The sequence below is a fragment of the Coprothermobacter proteolyticus DSM 5265 genome, from assembly GCF_000020945.1.
GTDB lineage: Bacteria > Coprothermobacterota > Coprothermobacteria > Coprothermobacterales > Coprothermobacteraceae > Coprothermobacter > Coprothermobacter proteolyticus.
This window is the reverse complement of record NC_011295.1, coordinates 128,559-141,691: the sequence shown is the minus strand read 5'-3', so window position 1 is coordinate 141,691 and position 13,133 is coordinate 128,559. Positions and strand designations below refer to the sequence as shown.

Here is a 13,133-nt window from a genome sequence, read left to right as displayed (position 1 = left end):
GAGAGAAACGTTGCATAATTCTAGACATAAAGTCAAGTATCGTTCCTTTTTTCACTTTTTTCTGCTATAATGATTTTAGCCATTCTGAGGCGGAGGATTTAACAAGATCTGACACCGAGGAAGGAAGGCAAAGGCGCAGCAACATTTTCAAGCCTCTTGAGCCTCCTTTTCCAGGTGCCAACAAAAAGGAGGTCTTTAAATTGGAAAGATTTTACATCGTGAACATCATCATTAACAACCGTGAAAAAGCCTACAAGCAGGTGAATGAATTACTCCATGATTTTGCTGAGGACATTCGCCTTCGTGTGGGATACCCACTACCTGAAGAGAACGCAGCCATCATCCTACTGGTGGTAAAGGCAAACAATGACGTTTTAGGAAGTTTAACCGGTAAGCTGGGTCAGTTAGAAAGTGTCCAAGTAAAAACGTTACCCCTGAAATGATGAGGAGCTGAGGTAGTATGGCAAACGGTATAAAAATAGCCAATACATTAAGCGAAAGCGATACTGAATGTTTCATTCCGCATCAGGAAATCTTCGATCTGCTGGAAAAAACCCGTAACCCAGACCCAGCCGAGGTCAGAGACATTTTGGCAAAGGCAATGAATAAGGAACGTCTGCTTCCACGTGAAACAGCCACTCTTCTTAATACAGAAGATCCCGAATTGGTTGAGGAAATATTCCAAACAGCGAAGAAGCTAAAACAACAGGTTTATGGAAACCGTATCGTGCTATTTGCTCCTCTTTATGTGGGCAACGAGTGCATCAACGGGTGCCTGTACTGCGGTTTCCGTGTGGAGAACAAGGAACTAATTAGAAAAACGCTCACCGACGAAGAGTTGGAGCAGGAACTTTATGCTCTAACCTCCCGTGGGCATAAACGTCTCATTGTGGTATTCGGGGAACATCCCATGTATTCACCCGAATACATTGCAGGTGTAATTCGCAAGATCTATGCTTTTAAAAACGGACCTGGAGAAATCAGGCGCCTAAACGTGAATGCAGCACCGCAAACAGTGGATGGATACAAGATCATAAAGGAGGCAGGCATTGGTACGTTTCAGATTTTTCAAGAAACATACCACCTGCCGACATACAAGAAATTACATCCCCACGGACCAAAATCCTCTTACACGTACAGGCTCTATGGCTTGGACAGAGCCATGGTAGCAGGCATTGACGATGTGGGCATTGGAGCACTGTTTGGACTTTATGACTGGAAGTTCGAAGTAATGGGGTTAATGTACCATACCCAGCACTTGGAAGAACGATTTGGCGTGGGTCCGCACACAATCTCATTCCCTCGCATGGAACCTGCTGTAAATACGCCCATGGCAGAAAACCCTCCTTACAAAGTTAGCGACTATGATTTCAAGCGCCTCATCGCCATAATCAGGCTCTCTGTCCCTTATACCGGCATGATACTCACAGCTCGCGAAAAGCCAGAAATCAGACGCGAAGCTTTGGAGATGGGCGTTTCACAAATAGATGCCGGTTCCAGCATTGGTATTGGTTCTTATTCAGCAAGCGACCCTGAAGAGGTTAAGAAAAGTCAGTTCTTACTGGGTGACACGCGGCCCTTGGACGAAGTCATATATGAACTGGCATCCCACGGCTACATACCTTCTTTTTGCACCTCCTGTTACAGAGCAGGCAGAACCGGTCAGCATTTTATGGAGTTTGCCATACCAGGTTTCGTTAAAAACTTTTGCACGCCAAACGCACTATTGACTTTTGAAGAGTACCTCATGGACTACGCTTCGCCAAAAACAAAAGAGATAGGTGAAGCTTTGATTGAACAGGAACTCATGCAAATGCCTGAAAACAGGCGCAGCATGGTAAAAGGGCTCTTGGAGCGTGTTAAGAACCATGAACACGATGTCCGATTGTGAAATGCTCCTGGAACGATTTTGCCAGCAGTTTCAATGCAAGGCTTGGGTATGCGAAAAAGTTGGGAGAAGGATGTCCTACTTACACCCTTTGAAAGCTGGTGAAGAGCGCTACAGTGAGCCATTCATTCTCTGTGAAAACGAGCGCTTTGCACTCTTTGTGCAGTGCGACCAAATAAGCAAGCAAATGAAGGATTGGGGCTGGAAGGTGCTTGACTGTGTACGAAGATATTTTGACGAGAATTCTCAACCATCCTGACAGCGTCACATTGGAACAGGTAGCTTTCGTCTTGTCAAACGAAGAACTAACACCAAAGCTCTTTGCAAAAGCTGATGAGGTCCGAAGGAAATACCTGGGAACAGAAGTCTTTCTCAGGGGCATTATAGAATTCTCCAACTACTGCTCCAGCAACTGTCTTTACTGTGGCATACGAGCACAGAACAAGCATGTACACAGATACCGGATGACCCCCCAAGAAATCGTTGACAGAGCACAAATCATAAGCGCACAAGGTATAAAAACCGTAGTGCTTCAATCGGGAGAAGACCCTTTCTACACAAAAGAGACGCTCGGTGACATCATAAGTGCCATTCAATCCCTTGGTTTAACCATTACGTTGAGCTTAGGGGAAAGATCTTTCGACGAATACAGCTATTGGAAAGCGTTGGGAGCTGATCGTTATCTGATGCGACATGAGACAGCCGATGAAGAGCTTTATGAAAAACTCCATCCAGGTGACAAATTGGAAAACAGAAAAGCGCACTTACTGGAACTTAAAAGATTAGGTTATGAAGTCGGTGCAGGTTCCATGGTAGGCTTGCCAGGTCAAGACGACTTTGCTCTGGCAAAAGACATCCTGTTCACATACGAGTTGGATGCCGACATGATTGGCATTGGTCCGTTCATTCCACACCCTGATACACCTCTTAGAGATGCGCCGCAAGGGACACTGGAAAAAACATTGAAAATGGTAGCGCTGACAAGACTCTTCCTGCCTGATGCTAACATACCAGCCACCACAGCTTTGGGCAGTATCCACCCACAAGGCAGGCAAATGGCACTAAAGTGTGGAGCGAATGTTATCATGCCTAACTTCACCCCTTCACCTTACCGAGCAGAGTACGTACTTTATCCAAACAAAATATGTGTTATGGAAAACGACGTGGCCTGCGGCGAATGCACAAAAGCCCTCGTAAAATCTGCTGGATACACGGTAAGCTTAAGCCACGGTTACCGCAAAAGGAGGATTAAAGAACAGCAATGACCAGCCTAAACGAAGGACTCATACCCCACACGGCTTTTAGAAAACACATTGCCATTGTGGGCAGACGTAACGTTGGGAAATCTTCGCTCATCAATGCCATTGCAGGGCAAGATATTGCTCTCGTGAGTGATGTTCCTGGTACCACCACCGACCCAGTTTACAAGACCCTTGAGGTCAAACCACTGGGTCCAGTAACACTCATTGACACGCCTGGTTTAGACGACGAAGGGCTGCTGGGGCAAAAACGCGTAGAACGGGCAAAAAGAGCTTTATATAAAGCTGACGCAGCCATACTGGTGGTAGATGACAAGCCTGGGGCTTTCGAAGATTTCATAGTGAGTCTGCTAAGGAACCTGAGCATTCCTTTTGTCATAGCCGTAAATAAAAGCGATGTAACAGAAGACACAAAGACCCTTGTAAAGGACTATGAACCTTTTAACGTGCCTGTGGTGAAGGTGGCTGCCGCACAAGGGAAAAACATATCAGAGCTCATTCAAGTACTCAGCTCCCTTTTACCTGATGAAGAAGAAAAGCCTCTTGTAGCACATTTACTAGGTCAAAATAAAACTGCCGTTCTCGTAATTCCAGTAGATAAAGCTGCACCCAAAGGAAGACTCATCATGCCGCAGGTAGAAGCCATCCGAGACATTATTGACCACGGTGGGATTGCCGTGGTAACGCGTCCGCCTGAGCTCAAAGAAACTCTGGAAAAACTGCAGTACAACGTGGACCTAGTGGTCACCGACTCTCAAGTTATCATAGACGTGGACAAGGTGGTTCCACCGCAGATTCCATTGACTACCTTTTCCATTCTGGAAGCAGCAAACAAAAGTGATTTAACATTGTTCTTGGAAGGCATAAACGCTTTACAAAAGCTGCATGATGGTGACTGCGTGGCTGTTGTAGAAGCTTGCTCGCACGTTCCCACATGCGACGACATAGGCAGAGTAAAAATACCTAGGTGGATTGAAGAAAAGTTGCATATAAAGCTGCAATACAAATTTTTCGCTGGTAAGGAGTTTCCTGAAGCAAGTAGCTTACAAGGTTGCAAGCTCATCATTCATTGTGGTGGATGCGTGCTCACCAGGAATATGTTCATGAGACGCATGCAACTAGCTAAACGTTTAGACCTGCCAGTAGTGAATTACGGTATGCTCATTTCCTATCTGCATGGGTCATTGGAGAAAGCCATAAAACCGCTTTTAGCCTTTAGTTACCCGCCCGCGACAGGCGGAAACACAGCTACTTTACCAGGCTCTAGTGGCGTATGAATGCCATTCAAATGAAGAATGTTCTTACCGTTCAAAAGCAGAACTGTTCCGGGGATAACTTCGTCTCCCCGGAACAGTTCTTCACTTACAGGTTGACCCGTTATTCTATCCAATTCTCGCATTAAGTCTTTAACAGTGGACCCCTCTGGCATGTCCACTTCGTATGTAGGCTTCGGTAGTTTTAGCCTGAGCGTTGCAAAAAACTCTACTTCGAGCTTCATCCTACTCCAGACCAAGCTCGCTTAGTTTCTCCGGCGTGGGAACGCCATCTTCATTCCAGCCACGCGCTTGGTAATAAAGTGGTAGCAGTTCAGACAGGTGATGCACAGCTCCTTTATTGGGTCCTTCTGCCACAGGCTGCTCAAGAAGCCGTTTCGGTAGTGTATCGTCAGCTTTGGTAAATCCGGCCTTCAAGTTAAACAAACGCTCTAAGTTCCAAACCCGTTCGCCAACTTTCATTAGTTCTTCTGTGGTGTAGTTAAAACCCGTATCAGCATTTACAAGGTCCCTGTAATCATCAGCTGTAAGTGCAAACGAGGTAAACAGACACAATCCCGCAGAATCAATGACCGCAGTCAAATCTTGGAAGGTCTTTACCCATTCTGGCTTGCCGTTGAGCTCCTGAGGATCCAACTTTTCAGGAATACCCAAGACTTCGGGAGAGATCATGTAACCTCTGACGTGGCATCCACCACGGTTACTTGTAGCGTACTGAAGACCGTGTCCTTGAACACCTCTTGGATCGTAAGCAGGTAGTTCCTGTCCCTTTACGTGCATAGCAAATTCAGGATGTCCGTACATTTCTGAAAGTCGTTTGCTACCCTCAGCCAGCTTGTCCCCTAGCCCTTCCCTAAAAGCTATGGCTTTTGTATAGTACACAATGGCTTCAGAGCTACCGAATATGGGCTCAGGCCCTTTGTTAAGGTCTTCTTTGGGCAGATAACCTTTCTCATAAAGCTCCATGGCACAGGCAATGGTAGAACCAGCAGATATGGGATCAATGCCGTACTTATTGCAAAGATGATTTGCCTCACAGATGGCGATCAGATCATCAACACCGCAATCTGCACCATAGGCCCAGCCTGCTTCATATTCAGGTCCTTCAGAGTCAATACCGTTTGGCAGAGTTATGACACGACCGCAACCGATGGGGCAGGCGAAGCATGCCGTATTCTTTTTCAGGTACTTCTTTTCCACCAAAGCTTCTCCAGACACTTCATGAGTTCTCTCAAAAACCGATTCCTGGAAATTTCTTGTGGGGTATGCACCTGATTGGTTGATAATGTTGTCAAGTACTTTAGTACCCAGTGCTGGTAAACCTTCTCCAGTTACGGGATTTTGTTTTATGATATTGATTTTTTGTCTTACTACCTCCATAAAATCAGGGCTACTTGGTTTTGGCCTTCCACTGCCTCTTACCACAATGGCTTTTAGGTTCTTGCTTCCCATGACAGCCCCAACGCCTGTTCTACCAGCAGCACGGTGCTTATCGTTCATAACACCCGCAAATTTAACCAAGTTTTCACCGGCAGGGCCAATGCATGAAACGCGAGCTTTACCATCACCAAACTCATTTGCCAGTATGTCTGTGGTCTCAAATACATCCTTGCCCCACAACTGTGTTGCATCCTTAAGTTGAACCTCTTCATCATGTATGGAAAGGTAAACTGGCTTATCAGATTTACCTTCAAATATGACCATGTCGTAGCCTGCAAACTTCAACTCAGCTCCGAAGAAACCCCCAGAGTTGCTGCTAGCTATGGTACCAGTAAGTGGCCCCTTAGTAATAACCATATAACGTCCGCCTGTGGGAGCATTTGTCCCAGTGAGTGGACCTGCAGCAAAAATGATCTTATTTTCTGGAGAAAGTGGATCTACCTTGGGGTCAATTTCATCGTAAAGTATCTTGCTTGCCAAACCTCTGCCCCCAAGAAACATGCGCGATAAAGCGAAGTCCAGTTGCTCGGTTTTTATTTCCCCTGTGCTCAGGTTAACCCTGAGTAGCTTCCCAGCATAACCCATTTAGCTTCACCTCCGCCAAAGTCTGGCGCCCCTTTGCGAAGGTGGCAGGCGGAGCCGTTTCCAGCTTCACCCATCGGTCTGACGCCCTTGCCTTCCAATCCTACGAACGGCTTTAGGCACACAGACTCGGAACGCCTTTGCATCATTTTACCATAAAAGTTACATAAATATGACTAGTCCGAGCCACTGTTATTTTGAATGCTATACTTTTAATATGTCTATGCTTTCAAATGCTGAGCTTTATAGCGTGGAGAAACCTTCACGATATCTTGGTGGAGAATTTAACAGCATTGTTAAAGATTGGGAAAAGACACTTTACAAGGTGGCTTTACTTTATCCTGATCTTTATGAAGTAGGCATGTCATATCATGGGATGCAGCTCTTTTATTTCCTCATAAACCAAGAAGAGGATTTGTTGGCTGAGCGCGTGTTTACACCAGCAATAGACACCATAAAACTACTAAGAGAAAAGAACTTACCTTTGTGGTCCTTGGAGAACAAAAGACCACTATATGAGTTTGACGTAATTGCTGTGCATTTTCTCACAGAACTGGGAGCTACAAACGTATTGGAAACCCTTTCTTTGGGACAAGTTCCCCTTATGTCATCGGAACGTACAAATAATGATCCCTATGTCATAGCTGGTGGACCTGCCATAAGCAACCCGTCTTTCTTTGAACCATTCTTGGATGCAGTTTTCATAGGCGAAGCCGATGATGTCATTGATGAATTAGTAAGATTCTTAGCAAAGGCTAAGCAGCAATGTGCCGATAGAAGAGAAACGTTGTCTGAGCTCGCCAAAGTTTTTCCTGGCATCTATGTACCAGCGCTTAGAAACACCGCTAAGGAGCATCACGTAATTAGAGAGAGCATTTTCTACCCAACAAAGTTCATAGTTCCTAATGTGGAAGCTGTGCAGGAACGTGCAGTAGTGGAGTTAGCCCGTGGGTGTACTCGCGGTTGCCATTTCTGTCATGCCAGCTCCTACTACAGACCCGTAAGGGAGACTCCACCCCATGAAGTAGTGGAGCTTGTTAAAAGCATAAAACAAACAACGGGCTTTACTGAGGTAGGCCTACTGTCACTGTCCACCTTTGATTACTCCAAACTAAGCGAAGTGGTAGACCTTTTATCTGGTGAACATTTGAGCATGAGCCTACCTTCGTTAAGGCTTGATTCTTTGGATACAGACCTTCTTAAAAAAGTGGATCCAACTAGACATCTGACCCTGACTTTCGCACCAGAAGCCGGCTCTGACCAGCTTAGGAAAAAACTAAACAAACCATTTAGCAATGAAGAAATCCTTCAAGCCGTGGATCTTCTTTCTAAAAGCGGGTGGAGCAAGTTCAAGTTTTATTTCATGGTCGGTCTACCTGAAGAAACCGAAAAAGATGTGCTCGACATTGTGTCACTGCTTAATGAAGCTGACACCATTGCCTTCAAGAACAATAGGAGAAGCCGCATACATGCCACAGTGGCTTCCTTTGTTCCTAAACCCTTTACACCGTTCCAGTGGGAACGTCAAATATCACCTGAAGAAACGCTCGAGAAATATACCCTTATTCAGAAACACTTGAAGAAACAGATTGATGTTTCGTTCAGGAACCCGTGGTTTTCACTCCTTGAAGGAGTGCTCTCCAGAAGCGACTCAAAAGTGGCTGATTTGGTGCTTTTAGCATGGAAAGAAGGAGCCATATTCGATACTTCTGAGCAGTACGGTCAACATTTCCTTTGGCAGTCAGCATGGGAAAAGCTGGGCATGGATCCCATGGAGTACTTAAGAGCCAGAGATATAGAAGAACCTCTGCCTTGGGATCACATAAAGGTTGGACCATCTAAGGATTTTCTTTTGCTCCAAAGAGAAAAAAGTAGAAAGGGACTCCTAACTCCTGACTGCCGCATGAGTTGTTTGGGATGCGGAGTTTGTGGTGGTGATTTATGGCCCACGCTGGCTTGACCATATTCTTTAGAAAGGTGGACGCTAGTGCTTGGCTTTCTTACAAGGACTATGTTCGCCATATCTCCTATGGATTAATACGTGCAAACTTGCCACTCCTTTATACAGAAGGTTTCCAAGAACGCATCCTTCTGCAAACACCTTCTGCATTACCTTTGGGTGTAAGTTCACTGGGAGAACCCTTTTTCATTCCAACGAAGGAGCCATTAAAAATCAGAGCAGAGGAGCTGCAGCCATTCTTTTCTTCACACGAGATGCCCGTTCTAGTGCTCAGTTACAAATTGGAACCCTATCTATCAGTTTTTCAAACGCCTAAGGGCGTACTTAAGCTTCAACTGGAGAAACAGGGGCTGAAGAAAGTCCTAGATGAACAACAGCTTAAGCCATGGGAAGCAACGAAAGTTGGTATTGAAATCATAAGCAGTGGACAAACAATAAATCTGAAGGCCTTAACAGACTAAAATACTTTCTTAAAGATTGATGATATATATAGCAGAATTAGAACCAAAAGAGGTAAGAAAAGGACGGTAATCCCCATATGACGCGGGAAGAAGCGAAGAAGAGAATAGAACGGTTAAGAGAACTTATTGAGTACCACAACTACCGTTATTACGTACTGGATAGCCCTGAAATCAGCGATGAAGAATACGACAAACTTTACCGTGAACTGGTGACACTAGAAAAACAATTTCCAGAGTTTATTACACCCGATAGCCCCACTCAGCGCGTAGGTGCTCCTCCGGCCAAGGAATTCGCCACTGTAACCCATGAAGTCCCCATGCTTTCCTTGGACAATGCCTTCACAGAAGATGAAATAAAGGCTTTTGATCAGCGTGTTCGGAGCGCACTGAACCAGCAACATGTAGAGTATTTTTGTGAGCACAAATTAGACGGCTTGGCTGTGAGCCTTTTGTATGAAAATGGCCTCTTTGTCAGAGGTAGTACCCGTGGCAACGGTTATGTGGGTGAGGACGTTACGGCGAACTTGAAAACCATAAAAACCATTCCATTAAGGTTAAAAGGTGAAAACATTCCACCCGTAGTAGAAATTCGCGGCGAGGCTTTCATGATGCTAAGGGATTTTGAAGCGCTTAACGAACAAAGGCAAGCTTTAGGACAACCTTTGTTTGCCAACCCAAGGAATGCAGCAGCTGGTTCAATCAGACAGCTCGATTCATCCATAACTGCCCAGCGCAAACTGTACTTCATGCCTTATGGTTTTGGTCTGGTCCAGGGCATGGATTTTGAAACCCAAGAGCGCTTCCTCAAGCAGTGCCAGGAATGGGGATTCAGAATAAATGAACACAACAGGAAAGCATCTTCTATTGAAGAGGCATTAGAGTTTATCCGCTATTGGACTGAACACAGGGTTGAACTTCCGTTTCCTGCTGATGGGGTTGTCATAAAAGTGAATAACCTAAGGTACTGGGATATTTTGGGCACCACAGCTCATGCTCCGCGTTACGCCATTGCCTACAAGTTTCCAGCCGAGGAAAAGGAAACTAAGCTAAAGGACGTCGTTTTCCAGGTAGGTAGAACTGGCATCATAACACCTGTGGCTATGCTTGAACCAGTGGTTTTGGACGGAGCTACTGTAAGCAGAGCCACACTTCACAACTTCGACATAGTAAGACAGTTGGACGTAAGAAAAGGTGACGTAGTGAAACTCAAACGTGCTGGCATGGTCATACCAGAAATCATAGGCGTCGCCGCAGAAAAGAGAACGGGTAAGGAAGAGCAAATTGAGCCTCCTACTACTTGCCCCGTCTGTGGAGGCCCCACAGAATGGGACGGAGCATATCTAAAATGTGTAAACATTACGTGTCCTGCTCAGCTAAAAGGACACCTGCTTCACTGGGCTTCCCGTGATGCCATGGACATCGATGGATTGGGAGAAAGCATTATTGAGAACCTCGTTGACATGGGGCTAGTCAAAAACATTGCTGATTTGTACAAGCTGAGCGTACAGGATTTACTCACGCTGCCTCGATTGGCTCAGCGCTCTGCCACAAAGCTTTATGAGAATATACAGCGATCCAAAGACAGACCGTTTTTTAGAGTGCTTTATGGTTTGGGCATACCGCGTGTTGGACTAAAGACAGCACAAATGCTTGCGGAACATTTTGGTTCCATAAATGCCCTACTAAATGCAACCATGGATGAGCTTACAAGCATTGAAGGGATCGGCACAGATACCGCAGAAACCATCTTAAAAGCACTGCAGAGCCCTCAGGTTCATGAGCTCATCGACCAGCTCAAAACTTTGGGACTAAAAATGGAGCAAGAATCAATAGAAGGGCCTCTTAAGGGACTCACCTTCGTGTTTACCGGAACATTAACAAGCATGAGCCGAGGGGACGCAGCTAAATTGGTTCAGTCATTGGGCGGCAAAGTAGCTTCCAGCGTATCGAAAAACGTGGATTACGTGGTCGTAGGTGAAGACCCGGGTTCAAAACTGGATAAGGCACAGAAATTGGGTTTGACTATAATCGATGAAGAGGCATTTTTGAAAATGGTGAAAAGAGAACATAATGGTTAAAGGTGGATCACTCTCTAAAAAGGTATTATCTTCTTTGCTCATTATTGCGCTACTGACATTGTGCTGCCCATGGTTTGTTTCTGAGAATTCAAAAGCTGCCGCTGCAACCTACTTGTATCCTAAAACGTTAGCTACTGACGGTGAAAAGCTCTATGTGGCAACAGACCAAGGTTTATTGGTTTGGAATGGCAAGGTCTTTTCCGAAGTTAAGCCACCTCATTTACCCTCAGTGAAAATTACAACAGTGAATGCAGATCCCTCCACGTCACTGATTGTGGGTACTGATAACGGTGCTGCATACCCATTCAGGCAAAGTTACTGGCGCGTGGTAACTACCGGCGATGGTTTACCAGCCTCTTCGGTTACAGCCGCAGCAAACTGCAAAAACCAAATTTTCATTGGCACTCCAAACGGTTTAGCTGTTTACACCAAAAACTCCACCAATCGTCCAATCATCTATCAATACCCCGAACTTCCCCATAACAATGTAACCTCCTTAGTATGCTCTGGCGATCAGGCATTTGTTGGAACGATGTCTGGCATTATGCGAATCACTGGAAATAATGCCTATTACATTTCTCCAGTCAGCACCACAAAAATGCTCGTAAGTGGCGGAAAGTTGTGGGTAGCTTCTTCTCAAGGCTTGTTCCAGTTTGACCTCCAAGGCAGGCTGCTAAAACGATGGGATGTAAATAGTGGCCTCTATTCCAGTAACATTAAAGCGCTGGCAGCCAGCGAAGACAGCGTCTATGTTTACGATGGGAAGAACATCGTACGTATAGGGGACATGAAAAAGTTTCCTGTTTCTGTCACTATCTACGACATGGTCTATATGAAAGGACAGTTTTTCTTGGCCACTCCAAATGGCCTTTTTTCCACCTACGACTTTTTGGATTACGTTAATGTTTTCAAAGCTCAATCTTACCTGCAAGATGCCTTTTACAGCGGTACGCACTTAGTTGAACTCAGAAACAACATCGTTCTCATAGATGGCAGGCCTGCGAACATTTCTGGCGTGGTAAAAGCATACCAAGGGGATTGGGTTACCGTGGTAACGTCAAACCAAGTTTATTTGGTGAATCCAAGCAGCTTGTCCCGTTACACTGTAAAATCAGATGCCTTCTTTGAAATAGCCCCTCACTCTATACAAAGTGCTTACTACTGCGCTTCCTCTGGAATGCTGTATTTGGCAAGTTATGGTCAACTTTACGCCATACACCGCACCAGTGGCACTTTTCAGAAAACAGCTATCCCTTTGTATGGTATCAAGTCGCTTTGGTCTGACGGGAAATTTGTGTACTTACTTGCAGACCGAGGTTGGATTATTGCAGATAGCTGGGGAAAAGTTATCCGGTCGGGGACATGGAACTTCTATGTCCGAGATGTAACCTTCTCAGACAAACTCATATTCATTGCTACAGACCAAGGGGTCAAGTATGGCTCCTCACTGTGGAGTGGTTTTCGCAATTATGCTTCTTTAGATGCATTAAGGCTCTTCTCACCTGCAAATAGTAAAAACTTGTGGGCTTCCACAACAAAGGGCTTGGTTAAGATGGGAACAGAACCAATTTATTACAACTGGGGCAATGGTCTTCTTGCTCTTCCAGACAACATGCTATCGGACACTAGTAGTTTAAAGCTCTTCATTGGAGGCAAAATCTACCAATGGCAACCCTCCCACATGGTGGACTGGCTTGGTAGCATAGGAAAAGAAGAGGCATCAAAGTTACAGGCAGCTGGCATTCTGGCAGGATTCCATGGAAAAACCTATCCCACAAAAACGCTTACTTATCAAGAACTGGCCGTGTTCTATGCACGATTAAAGGACATTAGGCCTTCTAACGTTTCTACAAACGCACGAGCAGATACCTGGGCAAAACCCTACATTGCAGCTTTGGAGCAGAAAGGCTTTCGATTGGACCTGGACTACAGGTTAAATGCGCAAAGAAATATTGTTCAAAACTGGATTCCTGAACTTTCCTATCTTTTTCGCGATAGTGGTGCGTTAACCAGACAAAAAGCCGTTAGTAGCCTATATTCCTTACTGCCGTATTAAAAGAATACCTCGTCGTTATTCGCATGTTATTATAAGTATGCATTCTCTTAAATATTATTGGAATATTAAATAGCATTGCAGTGCTTATGGTGTATAATGCTTCATAAGGAATCGGCATATGCGGAGGTGTGAAGC

Annotated in this window: 10 protein-coding genes and 1 riboswitch; of the genes, 8 read left to right on the top strand and 2 right to left on the bottom strand. The window is 45.2% G+C overall.

Going from position 1 to position 13,133, the window contains the following annotated elements; genetic code table 11:
* The first annotated feature begins 200 nt into the window (after nt 1-200).
* From COPRO5265_RS00615 to hydF, 4 genes are all read left to right on the top strand, one after another.
* A complete protein-coding gene (locus COPRO5265_RS00615) occupies nt 201-443 on the top strand; it encodes a TM1266 family iron-only hydrogenase system putative regulator (protein ID WP_012543899.1) in 243 nt (80 codons plus the stop codon).
* A gap of 17 nt (nt 444-460) precedes the next feature.
* Nucleotides 461-1,891: a [FeFe] hydrogenase H-cluster radical SAM maturase HydG gene (hydG, locus tag COPRO5265_RS00610; protein WP_012544765.1), complete on the top strand. Its 1,431-nt coding sequence runs from the start codon at nt 461-463 to the stop codon at nt 1,889-1,891.
* A gap of 215 nt (nt 1,892-2,106) precedes the next feature.
* Nucleotides 2,107-3,153 carry a [FeFe] hydrogenase H-cluster radical SAM maturase HydE gene (hydE, locus tag COPRO5265_RS00605; RefSeq protein ID WP_012544659.1) on the top strand — a complete coding sequence of 349 codons (1,047 nt, stop codon included), beginning with the start codon at nt 2,107-2,109 and terminating at the stop codon, nt 3,151-3,153.
* On the top strand, nt 3,150-4,424 hold the full coding sequence (gene hydF / locus COPRO5265_RS00600) for a [FeFe] hydrogenase H-cluster maturation GTPase HydF (protein ID WP_012543568.1): 1,275 nt from the start codon (nt 3,150-3,152) through the stop codon (nt 4,422-4,424). The genes hydE and hydF overlap by 4 nt, the downstream gene beginning before the upstream one ends.
* Here the strand turns inward: hydF and COPRO5265_RS00595 are convergent.
* A complete protein-coding gene (locus COPRO5265_RS00595; protein ID WP_158300391.1) occupies nt 4,367-4,660 on the bottom strand; it encodes a MoaD/ThiS family protein in 294 nt (97 codons plus the stop codon). The genes hydF and COPRO5265_RS00595 overlap by 58 nt on opposite strands.
* A complete protein-coding gene (locus COPRO5265_RS00590; protein WP_012544409.1) occupies nt 4,647-6,446 on the bottom strand; it encodes an aldehyde ferredoxin oxidoreductase family protein in 1,800 nt (599 codons plus the stop codon). The genes COPRO5265_RS00595 and COPRO5265_RS00590 overlap by 14 nt, the downstream gene beginning before the upstream one ends.
* A 12-nt stretch (nt 6,447-6,458) precedes the next feature.
* A riboswitch (molybdenum cofactor riboswitch) is annotated at nt 6,459-6,590 on the bottom strand.
* A 70-nt stretch (nt 6,591-6,660) separates the two neighbouring features.
* On the opposite strand from COPRO5265_RS00590, the gene COPRO5265_RS00585 reads away from it, so the two are divergent.
* From COPRO5265_RS00585 to COPRO5265_RS00570, 4 genes are all read left to right on the top strand, one after another.
* A complete protein-coding gene (locus COPRO5265_RS00585; RefSeq protein WP_041735519.1) occupies nt 6,661-8,403 on the top strand; it encodes a radical SAM protein in 1,743 nt (580 codons plus the stop codon).
* Nucleotides 8,385-8,864, top strand: a complete 480-nt coding sequence (locus COPRO5265_RS00580) for a DUF2344 domain-containing protein (RefSeq protein ID WP_012544559.1) — start codon at nt 8,385-8,387, stop codon at nt 8,862-8,864. The genes COPRO5265_RS00585 and COPRO5265_RS00580 overlap by 19 nt, the downstream gene beginning before the upstream one ends.
* 77 nt (nt 8,865-8,941) lie before the next feature.
* The gene (gene ligA, locus COPRO5265_RS00575; RefSeq protein WP_012544108.1) at nt 8,942-10,942 is read left to right on the top strand and encodes an NAD-dependent DNA ligase LigA; all 2,001 of its coding nucleotides are present in this window, start codon (nt 8,942-8,944) and stop codon (nt 10,940-10,942) included.
* On the top strand, nt 10,935-12,998 hold the full coding sequence (locus tag COPRO5265_RS00570; RefSeq protein WP_012544795.1) for a ligand-binding sensor domain-containing protein: 2,064 nt from the start codon (nt 10,935-10,937) through the stop codon (nt 12,996-12,998). The genes ligA and COPRO5265_RS00570 overlap by 8 nt, the downstream gene beginning before the upstream one ends.
* Nucleotides 12,999-13,133: the final 135 nt, after the last annotated feature.